Annotated in this window: 12 protein-coding genes and 1 pseudogene; 4 read left to right on the top strand and 9 right to left on the bottom strand. The window is 65.0% G+C overall.

The genetic code is table 11. From position 1 onward, the window contains the following. Nucleotides 1-32 precede the first annotated feature (32 nt). The 3 genes from G5B40_RS05265 (at nucleotide 33) to G5B40_RS05255 (ending at nucleotide 3,552) form a co-directional block, all read left to right on the top strand. Complete coding sequence (locus tag G5B40_RS05265; protein WP_165095942.1) at nucleotides 33-1,577, top strand: ABC transporter substrate-binding protein; 1,545 nt, start codon at nucleotides 33-35, stop codon at nucleotides 1,575-1,577. A gap of 107 nt (nucleotides 1,578-1,684) precedes the next feature. After that, nucleotides 1,685-2,599, top strand: a complete 915-nt coding sequence (locus tag G5B40_RS05260; RefSeq protein WP_165095940.1) for an EamA family transporter — start codon at nucleotides 1,685-1,687, stop codon at nucleotides 2,597-2,599. Between the two features lie 50 nt (nucleotides 2,600-2,649). Then, nucleotides 2,650-3,552 carry a DMT family transporter gene (locus G5B40_RS05255; protein ID WP_165095938.1) on the top strand — a complete coding sequence of 301 codons (903 nt, stop codon included), beginning with the start codon at nucleotides 2,650-2,652 and terminating at the stop codon, nucleotides 3,550-3,552. A gap of 262 nt (nucleotides 3,553-3,814) precedes the next feature. Here the strand turns inward: G5B40_RS05255 and G5B40_RS21565 are convergent. From G5B40_RS21565 to G5B40_RS05215, 8 genes and pseudogenes are all read right to left on the bottom strand, one after another. Beyond that, a pseudogene (locus G5B40_RS21565) lies at nucleotides 3,815-4,213 on the bottom strand (TRAP transporter small permease). A gap of 108 nt (nucleotides 4,214-4,321) precedes the next feature. Next, the gene (locus G5B40_RS21115; RefSeq protein ID WP_246209827.1) at nucleotides 4,322-4,837 is read right to left on the bottom strand and encodes a TRAP transporter substrate-binding protein; all 516 of its coding nucleotides are present in this window, start codon (nucleotides 4,835-4,837) and stop codon (nucleotides 4,322-4,324) included. After that, on the bottom strand, nucleotides 4,789-5,991 hold the full coding sequence (locus tag G5B40_RS21110) for a TRAP transporter large permease subunit (protein ID WP_165095936.1): 1,203 nt from the start codon (nucleotides 5,989-5,991) through the stop codon (nucleotides 4,789-4,791). Before G5B40_RS21110 ends, G5B40_RS21115 begins: the two co-directional genes overlap by 49 nt. Nucleotides 5,992-6,184: 193 nt before the next feature. Further along, nucleotides 6,185-7,480, bottom strand: coding sequence for a TRAP transporter large permease (locus tag G5B40_RS05235; RefSeq protein ID WP_165095934.1), 1,296 nt, complete (start codon nucleotides 7,478-7,480; stop codon nucleotides 6,185-6,187). After that, the gene (locus tag G5B40_RS05230) at nucleotides 7,473-8,009 is read right to left on the bottom strand and encodes a TRAP transporter small permease (protein WP_165095932.1); all 537 of its coding nucleotides are present in this window, start codon (nucleotides 8,007-8,009) and stop codon (nucleotides 7,473-7,475) included. Before G5B40_RS05230 ends, G5B40_RS05235 begins: the two co-directional genes overlap by 8 nt. Then, the gene (locus tag G5B40_RS05225) at nucleotides 8,006-9,037 is read right to left on the bottom strand and encodes a TRAP transporter substrate-binding protein (protein ID WP_165095930.1); all 1,032 of its coding nucleotides are present in this window, start codon (nucleotides 9,035-9,037) and stop codon (nucleotides 8,006-8,008) included. Before G5B40_RS05225 ends, G5B40_RS05230 begins: the two co-directional genes overlap by 4 nt. Before the next feature lie 122 nt (nucleotides 9,038-9,159). Next, nucleotides 9,160-10,134 carry a PDR/VanB family oxidoreductase gene (locus G5B40_RS21355; RefSeq protein WP_165095928.1) on the bottom strand — a complete coding sequence of 325 codons (975 nt, stop codon included), beginning with the start codon at nucleotides 10,132-10,134 and terminating at the stop codon, nucleotides 9,160-9,162. Between the two features lie 17 nt (nucleotides 10,135-10,151). Beyond that, entirely contained in the window at nucleotides 10,152-11,309 is a 1,158-nt protein-coding gene (locus G5B40_RS05215; protein ID WP_211907413.1) for an aromatic ring-hydroxylating oxygenase subunit alpha, read from the bottom strand. 83 nt (nucleotides 11,310-11,392) lie between these two features. Between G5B40_RS05215 and G5B40_RS05210 the strand changes: the two genes are divergently transcribed. Then, nucleotides 11,393-12,283, top strand: coding sequence for a LysR family transcriptional regulator (locus G5B40_RS05210; protein ID WP_165095926.1), 891 nt, complete (start codon nucleotides 11,393-11,395; stop codon nucleotides 12,281-12,283). A 526-nt stretch (nucleotides 12,284-12,809) separates the two neighbouring features. Here G5B40_RS05210 and G5B40_RS05205 read toward each other — a convergent pair. Next, nucleotides 12,810-15,305, bottom strand: a complete 2,496-nt coding sequence (locus tag G5B40_RS05205) for an adenosylcobalamin-dependent ribonucleoside-diphosphate reductase (RefSeq protein ID WP_165095924.1) — start codon at nucleotides 15,303-15,305, stop codon at nucleotides 12,810-12,812. Between the last annotated feature and the right edge of the window lie 14 nt (nucleotides 15,306-15,319).

Genomic DNA, 15,319 nt, shown 5'->3' with positions numbered 1-15,319 from the left:
CCAACGAAAACCATACCAACCGGGAGACTGAAATGAGCTTCAAGATGGATCGCAGGCAGGTCATGCAGACCGGCGCGGCGGCGGGCGCGCTGGCGATGGCGCGACCGGCCTTCGCCGCCGGCCCGCAACGCGGCGGCACGCTGCGCATGGGTGTTACCGGCGCCAACACTTCCGACAGCTGGGACGGGCGCACCCATTCCGACACCTACATGCAGGTGATCGCGCATGGCGCGGTGTTCGACTGCCTGACAGAGGTCGCCGCGGATGGTTCGCTGAAGGGCGAACTGGCCGAGAACTGGGAGGCGTCTTCCGATGCGAAGACCTGGACGTTCAACTTCAGGAAGGGCGTCACCTTCCACAACGGCAAGGATTTCAACGCCGATGACGTGATCGAATCTCTCGCGCTTCATACCGCCGCGGATGCGAAATCGGCGGCGAAACCGATCGTCGAGAACATCGAGGAGATGAAGAAGACCGACACCCACCAGATCCAGTTCACGCTGAAGGCGGGCAACGCGGATTTCCCTTATCTCCTTTCCGACTACCATATCCTTATCTACCCCGCCGGGATGGTCGAGGAAGCGATCTCCAAGGGCATCGGCACCGGCGGCTACAAGGTCGAGAACTTCGAGCCGGGCCAGCGCGCGCTCGTGTCGAAATACGAGAATTACTACAATGACGCGAAGTGCTTTTTCGACAGTGTCGAGCAACTCGCCATCAACGATTCCTCGGCCCGGATGAATGCGCTGATGACCAGCCAAGTGGATGCGATCAGCCGTGTCGATTTCAAGACCGAGTCACTTTTGACGCGCAACCCCGGCCTCGCGCTACTCGAGGTGACGGGCAACATGCACTACACCTTCCCGATGCTGGTGAAGCACGCGCCGTTCGACGATCTGAACGTGAGAAAGGCGCTCAAGCACGCGTTCGACCGGCAGGAGCTCGTCGACAAGATCCTGCAGGGTCACGGCGCGATCGCCAACGACCATCCGATCGGGCCGGCGAACCAGTATTACGCGGCGGATCTGCCGCAGAACGAATACGATCCGGACAAGGCGAAGCACTTCCTGAAGGAAGCCGGGATGGATTCGCTCACCGTCGATCTTTCGGTCTCCAACGCCGCGTTCGTTGGCGCTGTCGACTCCGCCCAGCTTGCGCAGAACAGCGCCGCCGCCTGCGGCATCACCATCAACCTGATCAAGGAGCCGGATGACGGTTACTGGTCGAATGTCTGGCTGAAAAAGCCCTGGTGCGTCAGCTATTGGTCCGGCCGCGCGACAGAGGACTGGATGTTCTCCAGCGTCAACGGGGTCGACGCGCCCTGGAACGAGACCGGCTGGGTCGATGACCGGTTCCAGAAGTTGCTGGTCGAGGCTCGCACGACGCTGGACAGCGACAAGCGGCGCGAGATGTATCGCGAGATGCAGGCGATCGAATCCGCGGATGGCGGCGTGGTGATCCCGATGTACGCCAACACCGTCGACGCGCATTCGGTGAAGCTGGCGCATCCCGAGCAGGTCGGCAATCTCTGGCCGCTCGACAGTGCGCGCATCGCCGAGCGCTGGTGGTACGCCTGATCCCGCCACTGAATTGACGAGCTTTAACCGGGCCCCGCGGGGCCCGGTCCGTTTTTCGGGGCCGAACGACGCCTTGACGCGCGCCCGGTTCGAGGCCAACAGGCGCGATGATCGCACTCTGGATTCCCGTAACCATCGCCGCCGCGTTCTTGCAGAACCTGCGTTCCGCCTTGCAGAAGGCGCTGAAGGGTCGGCTCTCGACCGCCGGCGCGGCCTACGCCCGGTTCTTCTATGCGTGGCCTTTCGCGCTGATCTTCCTCTTCGCTGTTGGAGGGATCGGCGGCTACGAGGCGCCGCAGCCCAATCTCGCGTTCTTTCTCTGGTGCGCGCTTGGCGGGTTGAGCCAGATTCTGTTCACGGTCGTCCTCCTCTGGATGTTCTCGTTTCGGAGCTTCGCGGTCGGCACCACGTTCTCGAAGCTTGAAGTCGTGCTGATCGCAATTCTTGGCGCGGCGCTTCTGGGCGATACGGTCGGGCCGCTCGCCGGGCTCGCCATCGCCATCGGCGCGGCGGGCACGGTGCTGCTTGCGGCGACCGAAGCGCGGCTGACGCTTCGCGGCCTGATCGGCGGGATTTTCGAAAAACCGACGCTGATCGGGCTCCTCTCGGCCGCGCTTCTCGGCGGCTCCGTGGTTTGCTTTCGCGGCGCGGCGCTGGCGCTCGACGGGCCGGATTTCCTCATGGCGGCCGCCTATGCGCTGGTCGTCGCGCTTCTGATGCAGACCGCGATGATGGGTGCCTGGTTTCTCGCCTTCGACCGGCCGGAACTGACGCGCGTCCTGACCGAATGGCGGCGGGCGGCCCCGGTCGGGCTCGTCGGGATGGCCTGCTCGGCCTGCTGGTTCACGGCGTTCACCCTGCAGAACGCCGCTTATGTGCGCGCGCTGGGGCAGATCGAGCTGCTCTTCACCTTCCTCGCCGGGGCGTTGATCTTTCGCGAGCGGGCGCGGGCGACGGAACTCGCGGGCGTCGGGCTGGTCGTCGTCGCGGTCCTGCTCATTCTTTTCGCCGGGCAAGGATGAGGCGGCGCGCCGGGGCTTGACCCCGTCTCCGTTCCCGGCGAGGAGATCGCATGGGCGTCAACATCGCGATCTTCCTCTCTTGTGGCGCGTTCTGGGGCTTCAGCTTCACCTTGATGCGGATCGTGATGCTTGGCGGCGGCCATCCGCTCGCCGTCGCGTTCTGGCATGCGGCGACGGCGAGTGTGCTGGTCTGGGGCGTGCTCTGGCTGAGCGGATGGTTGCCGCGCATCGACGCGCGCTTCATCCGTTTCGCCGCGACTCTCGGCTTTCTCGGTGGTGCGTGCCCGTCGATCCTCCTTTTCTGGGCGGCGCAGAATATCGGAGCGGGGGTCATTTCCGTCTGCATGGCGACGGTTCCGCTGATGCAGATCGGGCTCAGCGCGGCTCTCGGCATTGAGCGGTTCAGCGCGCGACGACTTTTCGGCCTTATTCTCGGGCTCGTGGCGGTCTGGCTGATCGCCGATCCGTCGGGTGGCGCGGCGCCGTGGTTCTGGGTCGTTGTGGCGGCGCTCGGCGGGTTCTCCTATGCGTGCGAGGACAGCTTCATCGCCATGAAACGCCCACATGACTTGAACTCGGCGCAGATCCTCGCCGGGATGATGCTGTTCTACATGATCTACACCGCGCCGGCGCTGCTCTTTGTCGATCCGGCGGTTCTTAGCCTGACGGCGCCGGGGCGGGTCGAGGCGGCGTTCCTCGCCATGGTTCCAGGTTCGCTCCTCGCCTACGGCGCCTTCGTGAACCTGATCTCTCGGGCTGGGCCGGTCTTCGCTTCTCAGGTCGCCTATGTCGTTACCGTCGCTGGCGTCGTCTGCGGCGCAATTATCCTCGGCGAGAGCTACAATGTGGTGTTCTGGTTCGCGCTCGGCTTGATCGTTGTCGGTCTCGCGCTCGGCCTGCCGGGCGGCTGGCGACCGCGCGTCGCGCCGGATGCGACGCCAGGCGGGACCTGATGACTTCCACCGGCGAAAACCCTTTCTCGCGATGGATGCGCCCGAAGACGGGGTGGGCGACCTTTCAGCCCTCAATGCGCGCGGCTTGAGCCCGAGGGCCAATTCACTCCACCATCCGCCGCAGCGTCGTCATTCCACCTGCGTTGGTCCATCGAAACGAAACCGTCTGTAGCGTCGCGCCGGTCGTGTTCGCGCCGCTTCCATATGCGCCAGACCGCATGGCGATCGATTTAGGCCAGGTGCGCCCGGCGGCGACGAGAGGTCAGGATGTCCCGTCGCCTTGCTCCGCCGCGTCCTGCTCGGCTCCGCTTTCGAGCGCAGCGCCGAACGCGCAGAACAGGAACTGGATCGCAAGCGCTCCGAAGCCGATCGGAAGCATCGCGTATGGGAAGACCAGCGGCGTTCCGAACCCTGAGGAGACCCGCTCGCCATATTCCCGTGCTTGATGCGCGAGGATGAAACCTCTCCACGCCATGACGCCGCAGAAGCAGACGCCGACGGTGATGCGGCTCACGCTCCGTCAGAGCGGTTCCGTCGCGACCTGAGAGAAGGTGATGCGGATGTGATCGTCCCGGCGCTGCGCCACCGCCGCCGTCATCGCCGCGATATAGACGATCAGGCTCCAGGCTCCATGAGGTGGCGCCGCGAACAGATACCGCATGATCGCGTCATAGGTGATGGTCACGGCCATGAAGGCGAGCGCCAGCCTCCCGACGAACCCCATCGCCCGGAAGGTCAGTCCGAATGCGGTTTCCGCGGCGCCCATGACTCAGGCGGTCTCGCCGAGCGCGAGAGCGATCGCCTTGCGGCCGGTCTCCTCGCCGACCTGGCTGATCCATTCCTCGACGACCTTGTCGTCGGCGGCGTCCAGCGCGGCGAGATCCTCGTCGGAGGCTTCGATCACCTCGACGCCGGCCTCGTGCACGGTCGGCCAGAACTCGTCATGGTAGATCTTGTCGTTCGCGTAGCTCGCGCCGATCTCGTCGAACCATTTCGCGGCGTCGGCCATCGCCGCCTTCACGTCGTCGGGCCAGCTTCCCCAAGCCTTCGTGGTCACAAAGACGCCGAACCCAAAAGCCGTCACCGGCAGCTTGTAGACATATTTCAGTTGTTCATGAAGGCTCCGCCCGATCACGGTGGAGATGTTGCAGACCGCGGCGTCCACGGTGCCGCGCTGCAGCCCGAGATAGAGCTCCGACGAAGGAATGCGCATCGCGGCGGCGCCCATGTCCTCCATCACGCCCGTCGCCTTGAAGCTGACGACGCGGATCTTCTTGCCTTTGATATCGGCGATGGAGCGGATCGGCGCGGTCTCGGTGGTCCAGACATATTCCGGCCCAGCGCGCCGCCGCCCATGGACAGCATGTAGAGCCCCTGCTTCGCGAGTTCCTCGTTGATCAGGTCGAAGAGCGGGGAGCCCATGGCGAGCCGGTCCGGATGGGCGTGAAGCTCGTTCACCACGCCCGGAATCCCGGTGCTGCCGAGGATCGGCGGGGTGCGCGTGACGTAGCTCATCATGTGGAACATGAACTGGATCGCGCCATCGCGGAGCGCCGGGAACTGCTCGTCGGCCTTCAGCAGCTTGCCGGAATCGCGGAAATCCGCATTCACGGCGTCGCTGGCGTGAAGGCGCTCCACGAAGCCGTTCGAGCCGTAGGAGATTGCGGTGTAGGACGGCGGCGGATAGGTGACCCCGGTGAGCGTCTGGGCGGTGAGCGCGCGGCGCGGCGAATAGAGGTTGAGCCCGACAGGCGGCGTCACCACCGCGACCTCCAGGTTCATCACCAGGATGATCCCGAACCAGAGCGGATCGTAGCCAGGCGCCACGAACAGCGGCAGCAGGATGGGCGTCGTCACCACGATCAGCGAAACCGCGTCCACCAGCATGTCCAGCAGCACCAGCGCGATCATCACCAGAATCAGGAGCGTCCAGCCCGGCAGTTCGGTCGCCACCAGAAGCTGTGTCAGCGTCTCGGGCAGGCGGATGAGATTCAGGTGGTCGCCGAAGATCCGCGCCGAGCCGACGATCAGCAGGATCGCGCCGGATACACGCACGCTCGACGCGAGGATCGCGAAGGTGCGCCGCAGGTCCAGCGAGTAAAAGACCAGCGCGGCGATGAGAAACGCCCCCGCCGCGCCGAAGGCGTGCGCGGCCGCGCCCGACAGCGCCGAATCGAAGTTCGGGAACGCTCCGGGATTGAACCCCGCCGGTCGGCCCCCGGAATTCGACCGGATCGGGCCGAGGTGCGAAGCACACGGGCGATGGCGCGCCCGTGACCCAGGACAACACGCTTGATGTCCTGTCGCGCTGAATGTGGAAAATGCCAAATTTGAATCCTTGGCGTCACCGAAACCCTCGTTTTCAGAGGACGGTGAATGCGATCGGACGGCCTTCGCGAATACAAGGAACGTGGGTCCATCGACATTTTGCGCGGTCATCACTGTTGACGTCGGCTTGAGCGGCGGCGGAAGACGCCCCCGAACGGCCGCGCCGGTGGATCATCGGAATAATCCAGCCGCGCACGAGTCTCATCATATCGTCTCGACTAACGCGACACCTCCTGTCCGGCATGGCCGTCGCGCGCGCTCCCTTTTGCGGGCTGCCCGTCCGAGTCTGGCGGCGCGGTGATGGTCAGAGCGCGAAGAGATGCGGCAAGAACAATGACAGTGTCGGGAACAGGGTCAGCAGCGCAAGCCGCACGATGTCGGCGAGTACGAACGGAAATACGCCCCGGAATATCGTCGCCATGCGGATATCGGGCAGGATCGACCGCAGAACGAAGACGTTCATCCCGATGGGCGGGGTGATCAGGCTGACCTCTGTGACCACCACGACGATGATGCCGAACCAAACGAGATCGTAGCCCAATCCCGCGACGATCGGGTAGATCACCGGCACTGTGAGAAGCACCATGCTCATGGTTTCCAGAACCGCGCCCAGCACGATGTAGAATGCAATGATCACCGCCAGCACCATGGCTGGCGACCATTGCAGGGCCTGCACCGTGTCGCTGAGCGCGCCAGTCACCCCGGAGATGCTGATGAAATTGGAGAAGATCATCGCGCCGATGACCACCGAGAATAGCATCGCGGTGGTTTCGGCGGCGTCGCGCAGCACCGCCCGCAGCAGCGCCATATCGGGTTTCGCACGCAGGATGACGAAGATGAACGCGCCGAAAGCGCCGACGCCCGCCGCCTCCGTGGGCGTGAAGACGCCACCATAGATCCCGCCCATCACCAGGACGAAAAGCACCAGCACCTGCCAGACCCGCAGCAGCGCCCGCAGCCGCGCGCGCGCGTCGCTCGCCTCGCTTTGCGGCCCGAGCGTGGGGTCGATCCGGATCATGACGGCGATCGCCGCGATATAGAGCATGACAGCCAGCAGCCCCGGAATGACGCCCGCCGCGAAGAGCGCCCCGATGCTGGTCTCGGTGAGAAAGCCGTAAATGATAAGGATGACGCTGGGCGGCAGCAGGATGCCCAACGTCCCGCCGGCCGCTACCGACCCGGCCGCCAACGTGTCAGCATAGCCGTATTCGCGCATCGACGGGATCGCCACCTTGGACATGGTCGCGGCCGTCGCCAGCGAAGAGCCGCAAATCGCGCTGAACCCGCCACAGGCGACGATGGTGGCCATCGCCAACCCGCCGCGCCGGTGGCCGAGAAATGCGTGGGAGGCGGCGTAAAGTTCCCGCGACAGGCCGGCGCGCGTCACGAAACTTCCCATCAGCACGAAGAGCGGGATGACCGAAAGCGTATAGGACATGCCGCTTTCATGAGTGACCGACGCGATCATCGACAGCGCCGCCGAGGTGGAGGTCAGGTGGGCGAACCCGAAGAACCCGACCAGCGCCAGCGAGAATGCGATGGGAAGGCGCAGAAACGACAGCCCCAACATCGCCGCGACGCCCCAGAACGCCTCAATCATATTGCAGAGCTCCCTCGGGGGCGTGTTGGGAACGGTCGCCGCGCTTCGCGGCGCGCCTGAACAGCATGAGGCCGCGCAGCGCGAACATTGGCGTGGCGACGGCGCAGCCGAGCGCGATAACCGCCGCGGTCGGCCAGACCGGATAGCCCAGCACCGCGCTGGTCTCGCCATAGCCGTGGAGTTGAACCGCCCGCTCGATCATGCGCCAGGCGAGAAACCCGCACATCGCCGCGCAAACCAGTTGGGCGAGCGCATCCAGGAACAGCCGCGCGCGCTTCGGAAGCATCATCTCGGTCAGATCCACGGTGATGTGGCGGCCCCTTGCCGCAACCAGGGGAAACGCCGCGAAGATCGTGATCGCCATCAGCGCTTCGGTCAGCTCCAGCGCCGCGCCGATCGGCCGGTTGAAGAGATATCGGCTCACGACATCGGCGGTCGTCAGACACATCATCGTAAACAGCATCAATCCGACGAGCGAGCCTGCGAGCGCATCGAGCGCCCGCAGGATTCTTTCCAGTCCGGGCGTCATTCAGTCGCCGGATATGACTGGATGAGTTGGCGATACTCCTCCAGCGCCACCGCGCCGTCGACGCCCTTCTTCCCGGCCTCCTCGATCCAGGCCTCCTCGAGCGGCGCGGTCGCCGCGCGCACTTCTGCCACCAGCGCGTCCGACGCCTGTTCGATGACGCCGCCCTGAGAGACATAGACCTCGCGCGCCTTCGCTGTGGACACGTCCCACGCCCGCCCGGCCCGCCGCGAGAATTCCACGCCCGAGACCGACATGATCGCGTCCCGGTCCACCTCGGACAGGCTGTCGAACAGCTCCCGGTTCATGCCCATCATGAAGCTGGTGTTGTAGAGCCCTCCAGGGAATTCGAGCGCGTAAGGCACGAACGGCTCCAGCCGGAAGGTCTCGACCGAGCTGATCGGAAAGAGAATGCCGTCGACCACGCCATTCGACAGCAATTCATAGGATTCCGGGGCGGATTTGAGCACTGCGGTCATATCCAGCGCAGTCGCGACCTCGTTGACCATGCCGCCGCCGACTCGAAACTTCACCCCTTTCAGATCTCCGACGCTTTCGACCGGGCCTTCCTTGATGAACAACATGCCGGGACCATGCACGAACAGCCCCAGGAGCTTCACGCCGCGATGCTCGTCCGCCTCGGCGAAATACTTCTCATGGACTTGCCAGTAGGCGGCCGAGATCGCCTCGGCGCTGTCGCCGGAAAACGGCAATTCGGCCATCTTGGTCAGAGTGAAACGCCCCGGCGTGTACCCGTGTACGGTGAAGACGGCGCCCGCGACGCCATCGCGCACGAGGTCGATATGTTGTGGCGCGCCGCCCAGCGGCTTGGGCAGCAGTTTGATCGCGACGCGGCCCTCGGTGACGCGTTCGACCTCTTCCACCCAAGGTGCGATCATCTCGGCGTAGATCGGGTGCGTCGGCGGCACGAAGATTGAAAAGTTCACTGTCGTGACGTCGCCCGCCTGCGCGGCGGGGGCCAGCGCCATCAAAAGCGCAGCGGCCGCTCCCCTCGTCCGGGACATTCTCATTTTAGTCCTCCCTACTGATGGCGCCGGCTTCGCTTCGGCGGTCCAGTTCGTCCGAAATTCCCCTGTCAGGTTCGTATTCCTCTCCCCCCGCCGCCTGACGCAGCGGAGGCGTGTGCGCGACGTCAGATATCCAGCACCAGCCGGCCGCTCAACGCGCGTGAGACGCAGACCATCATCGTGTCGTTCCTGGCGCGCTCTTCATCCGACAGCACGAAATCCCGGTGATCGGGCGCCCCCTCCAGCACGGTCGTGGCGCAGGTTCCGCAGGCGCCTTCCCGGCAGGAGAATGGATGCGCGACCCCCGCAGCCTCGATAGCTTCGAGGATGCTCCGCCCTGGGGGCACGGTGAGCGTGACGCCGGAGCGCCGCAGATCGACCGTCAACTCGGTGTCGTCGGCGGTGATGGCCGGATCCTGTTCGGGGGCGGTGAACCATTCGAAATGGACGCTTCCCGCCGGTCGGTCTCGCGTGACGTTGGTGACCGCGACCATCAAAGGCTCGGGGCCGCAGCAATAGACCTGCTCGCCCGGCGCCAACCCGGCCAGCGCTTTGCCGACGTCCAGGACATGGCCCGCCTCATCGTCGAAATGAAATTGCACGTTGTCGGCGCCGACGGCGCAGAGATCCTCGTAGAACGCGGCGCGCTGGCGCGACCGCGCGGCGTAGATCAGCCGCCAGGGCCGATCGTTCCGGCGACACCAGCGTATCATCGACATGATCGGCGTGATCCCGATGCCGCCGGCGACGAAGCAATACGCGTCCGCTTCCGGGTCGAGCCGGAAGGTGTTGCGCACGGCGTTGACTTGCACCTGCGTCCCCTCGCGGAACTGCGAGTGGATATGGTCCGACCCGCCGCGGCTGGAAGCGGCGCGGCCGACTGCGATCATGTAGAGATCCGGGTTCTCACAATCGTTGATCAGCGAATAGTGCCGGAGCAAGCCGCCGGGCAGGGCGAGTTCGATATGCCCGCCCGGCGCGCAGGACGGCAGCGCGCCGCCGTCCGCTGCCGCCAGCGTGAAGGTCATCGCGTCGCGCGCCTCTGCGCCAACCGACTCTACGACCACCTGCAAAGGCGGCTCGGCGTGACCGTTCTCCATCCCTGTCCTCGCCCTGCTCAGAGAACGGCTTCGCGGCCGGTCTTGCGCGGACCGGCGGGAGCGGGTCCGGAGGCGGAGGGCGCCTTGGCCATCGCGGCCTGCTCCGCGTTGATCATCTTGTCGAGCGTCCAGCGAAAATGCGAAAGTGGCGCGTCGGCCCCGATCGCCTTCAACTCGAACTCCGGGTCGGCGTCGAGCAGCTTCTGTTGCGCCTCGATGATGTGCTTGTCCTCCATGAACCCCTCGATCAGACTGTCATGCAGCGATCGCGAGATGTTGTGGTCGCCGTCTTCAAAGTCGTTCAGATAGACATGGAAGAAGTGCGTCGTCCGCTCGGTCTCGGGGGTCATGAACTGGCAGTTGCGATACTGGCGCGCGCCTTCCAGATTTCCCTTTTCGGCCCCGCTGCCCGCCGGCGCGAAAGTGGTTTCCAGCGAGAAGATTCCGGGAATGCGCATATGGCCCACATTGCGCCTGTCTACATTGTCGTTCTTGTTCGGAATGACCTTGCGGTGATAGGGGGGCGGAGGGGCGTTCATGTTCCAGCGCTCGACGCGGAACCCGTCCTCCAGCCGCTCGACCGCGACAGGCTTCGTCTTGAAGGCGTATTCCTCGGATCCGCCCAGGGTGTTGGTGTGGACGAAGGCGAGATGCGCGAAATCGCTCAGATTGTCGATGATCAGAAGATAGTTGGCGTCGTAGTGCAGATAGGCCGGGATGCCTTTCCACTGTGGTTCCACCATATAGGGCAGATCGACGATCAGATCGGGGTCAGCGGCGGCCGGGTCGCCGGTCCAGACCCAGATCAGGCCGTATTTTTCATGCACTGGAAAGCTGCGGACGACCAGACTTGGCGGAATCTTGTCCTGGCCGGGGATCTGGATGCACTTGCCCGAGGGCGCGAACAGCAGCCCGTGATACATGCAGCGCACGTCGTCGCCTTCGCAACGACCCATCGACAGCGGCGCGCCGCGATGGCAACAACGATCGTCGAGCGCGACGACCTTGCCGCTTTCACCGCGGTAGAACAGGATCTTGTCGCCTAGGATCCGGCGCGACAGCATCGCGCCGTCGATCAGTTCGTAGTTCCACGCCGCCACGTACCAGCAGTTTCTCAGAAACATCGCATCCTCGTCGATTTCGGGCGCCGCCCCGACCGGGCGGTGCGCACGCATGTCTTCGATACGGGACGAATGAACAGCCGGGCGGCGCGGAAATACAGTTTGAACTCTGGAATATATGTTCGGATAACTGGACAATGCGCTATGACGACCTGAGAGCTTTCCATCACGTCGCGATCCAGGGCAGCTTTACGGGCGCGGCCCGCGTCCTGCGGCGCCCGAAATCCAGTGTCAGCGCGGCTGTGGCCAGGCTGGAGGCGACCCTGGGCCTGCGCCTTCTGGAGCGCACTACGCGCCGCATTCGCCTGACCGAGGCGGGCGGCGAGCTGCACCATCAGTGCGCGGAGCATGTGGATGCGCTGAACGAGGTGCTACTGTCGATTCAGAGCCGCAGCCGCGGAATTTCCGGGACTTTGCGCCTGGCGGCGCCTTACGAGTTTGGCGCGCATCACCTCGCGGCCACGGCGGCGAGACTGATGTCGCTGCATCCCGAACTGCAGATTGTCCTCGACGTCGAACATCGGCCGGTCGATCTTTTCGACCGGAATTATGACATCGTCTTCTCGATGACGGACCGGGAGCTTTCGGCGTCGTCGGTGGTGGCCAAGCGGGTTTTCACGCTTGAACGCGGCGTTTTCGCGGCCCCGTCGTTACTGCGGGGCGGAGCCGCCCCGTGCTCACCCGATGCGTTGGCGGGGTTGCCGCTGCTTTGCGGCGTGAACGAAGAACACTGGTCCTTTATCGCGCCGGAGCCGGAGGCCGAGCGGATTCGCATGAAGATCGCAGCGCCGCGCCTGGTCAGCCCGAACGCCGGCGTACGCAAGCTGGCCGCGCTTGCTGGCGTCGGCGTCGTCCGGATCACCAAGACATTCTGCGCATCGGAATTGAAGTCTGGCGAATTGATCCAGTTGCTTGCGGATCATACCTGCCAGCCGCTGACGGTCTACGCCCTCATGCCCGCGCGGCGCCTGACGCTGCCGAGGGTCCGCCTATTCCTCAACACGCTTGCGGCGATCGAATCGGCTTGAGCGCGAAGCCCCTCCTGCGCGCGCGGCATGGAGAGAATCTTCGGCTTGCCCGGACGATGGCGAAGCAGGTTCCCGGGCGTCTCATCGCTCCTCGTCGCGCCCTCGGAGCCGAGCGAACCGGATTGCACCTTCCACGCCAAGCTCCGGTGGGAACGTCCCGACGCGGGATTGGAGCCCACGCATGGCAATCGCGAGTTTCGCGCCCCCCGCCACGAAGTCATGAACCCATCTCTGTCGAGCGGAGGTCGGCCGATCCTCACTGCCGAGACGCGACGCCGAAGGCGCTCTTCATGGTTTCCGTCGTCGTGGGACGCCGCTCGAAATGTCCGGCCCCCGGCGCCGAAATCCTAGGACACGGCGTTCTTTTCGGGGGGGCAAGCAACTCGACTGGCTGATCTGCTTGGTAAGGCGGCGTGGCGGGGGCAGACCGCTTGCACGGTCGAAAGCGCCGTCTTCGGCAAATGGACGGCCGATGAGGCGATCTATGCTCGCGGGATCACAGCGGCGCCCTAACGGGTCCAGCGGCTCAGCCGCATTTCGAATGGCCGCAGGCAGGGCAGGTCATGCAGCCCTCGATCATCCGCATTCCGCGCTGTCCGCAGGCGGGGCAGGCAGGGCCGGCGGGGGCGGCGGGGGCGGCGCCGATCGCGAGTCGTTCCGCCTCCGGGTCGGATTTCAGCCCCAGGCCCTCGCCGGCGATGAAGCCGGTCTCGATCAGGTGGCGTTCGATCACCTCGCCGATGGCGGCGAGGATCGACGGCACATAACGGCCCTGCATCCACGCTCCGCCGCGCGGGTCGAACACCGCCTTCAGCTCCTCGACGACGAAACTCACATCGCCGCCGCGCCGGAACACGGCGGAGATCATCCGCGTCAGCGCCACGGTCCAGGCGAAATGCTCCATGTTCTTCGAGTTGATGAAGACCTCGAAGGGCCGGCGGCGCCCGCCGATCACCACGTCGTTGATGGTGATGTAGATGGCGTGCTCGCTCTCCGGCCATTTCAGCTTGTAGGTTTCGCCATCGAGGCTTTCCGGACGGTCGAGCGGTTTCGACATGTAGACGACCTCGCCGGAAGCGCCAGGCGACCCATCTTCCGGCGCGGATTTAACGCGCAGAACCGGCTCGGCCCCGAAAGTCAGCCAAGTTGCATCAGCATCCAGTTTGCGCGCGATCTGCTCCACCAATCGAAGATTCGTGGGTTTGAATTCGCGTTCCAATCTGGACACGTGCCCCTGCGAAACACCCACTTCTTCGGCCAGTTCCGCCTGCGTCATGCTGGCGTTCTCGCGAGCGGCTTTGAGACGGTCTCCGAAAGTTTCCTCTGTCTGAGCAACGCTCAGGACCGACCCCGTCACCTCGTTTGGCCGATAGGTGGTGCAGCCCTTGCAGCCGGTCTCATAAGCCAGCCGGTAAACCTCCTTGAACGCCTCGAAGGAGATGTCGGCCGGGCAGTTGATGGTTTTCGAGATCGAACTTTCGACATGCGCCTGCGCCGCCGCCTGCATCCGCACATGATCCTCGGGCGAGAGGTCCTGCGCGGTGACGAACCAGTCGGGCAGGGGGATGTCGCCCTTCTTCTCGCGCCAGAGGCGGACGGCGTAATCCTCCACTTCCTCCTCGGTGCGCCCGCCATCGGGCTGCAGGACCTTGCGGGTGTAGGAATGCGCGAAGACCGGCTCGATGCCGGAGGAGACGTTGCCGGCGAGAAGGGAGATCGTGCCGGTCGGCGCGATCGAGGTGAGAAGCGCGTTCCTGATGCCATGCGCCGCGATTTCGGCGCGCACATCCGCGTCCAGCGCGGCGACGGTTTCGGTGGCGAGATAGGCGTCCTTGTCGCAAAGCGGGAAGGGGCCTTTCTCCTTCGCCAGCCGGGTGGAGGCGAGGTAAGCCTCCCGCTGCACCAGCTTCAGCCAGCGCCTTGTCGCCTCGGCCGCCTCCGCCGAGCCGTAGCGCAGTCCGGTCATCGCCAGCGCATTGGCGAGCCCGGTGACGCCGAGGCCGATCCTGCGCTTCGCCGCCGCCTCCCGCGCCTGCGCCTCCAGCGGAAAGCGCGAGACGTCGACGACATTGTCCATCATCCGGACGGCCGTGGCGACCAGCCCCGCGAGCGCCGCCTCGTCGAGGGCGGCGTCCTCTTCAAACGGGCGCCTGACCAGCGTTGCGAGATTGATCGAGCCGAGAAGACAGGCGCCATAGGGCGGCAGCGGCTGCTCGCCGCAGGGGTTGGTGGCGCTGATCGTCTCGACATAGTTCAGCGGGTTCAGCCGGTTGATCCGGTCGATGAAGATTACGCCCGGCTCGGCTACATCGTAGGTCGCGCGCATGATCCGGTTCCAGAGGTCGCGGGCCGGAACGGTCCGGGATACCTTGCCGCCGAACTGCAACTCCCACGGCCCGTCCGCCTTAACCGCCTCCATGAACGCGTCGGAGGCGAGGACAGAAAGGTTGAACATGCGGAGGCGGGCGGCGTCCCGCTTCGCGTCCACGAACGCCTCGATATCCGGATGGTCGCAGCGCATCACCGCCATCATCGCGCCGCGCCGCGAGCCGGCCGACATGATCGTGCGGCACATCGAATCCCAGACATCCATGAAGGAGAGGGGGCCGGAAGCGTCGGCGCCGACGCCCTTCACCGGCGCGCCCTTGGGGCGCAATGTCGAGAAATCGTAACCGATGCCGCCGCCCTGCTGCATGGTCAGCGCGGCTTCCTTCAGCGCATCGAAAATCCCCGCCATTGTGTCGGGGATCGCGCCCATCACGAAACAGTTGAAGAGCGTGACATCCCGCGCCGCGCCGGCCCCGGCCATGATCCTTCCGGCGGGCAGGAAGCGAAAGCCCTGAAGCGCCTCGTAAAAGACCGGCTCCCACGCCGCCGGCTCGACTTCCGGCGCGGCGAGGGCGCGCGCGACGCGCGTCCAACTGTCCTCGATCGTCGCGTCGATCGCGCTTCCGTCCGGCGCCTTAAGTCGGTATTTCATGTCCCATATCTGTTCGGCGATGGGGGCGGCGAAGACGCTCATCCGTGCTATCTCCT

Origin of the sequence: Pikeienuella piscinae, from assembly GCF_011044155.1 — a bacterium.
Lineage (GTDB): Bacteria > Pseudomonadota > Alphaproteobacteria > Rhodobacterales > Rhodobacteraceae > Pikeienuella > Pikeienuella piscinae.
The sequence above is the reverse complement of the archived record's forward strand: the minus strand, read 5'-3'. Positions and strand labels throughout refer to the sequence as shown.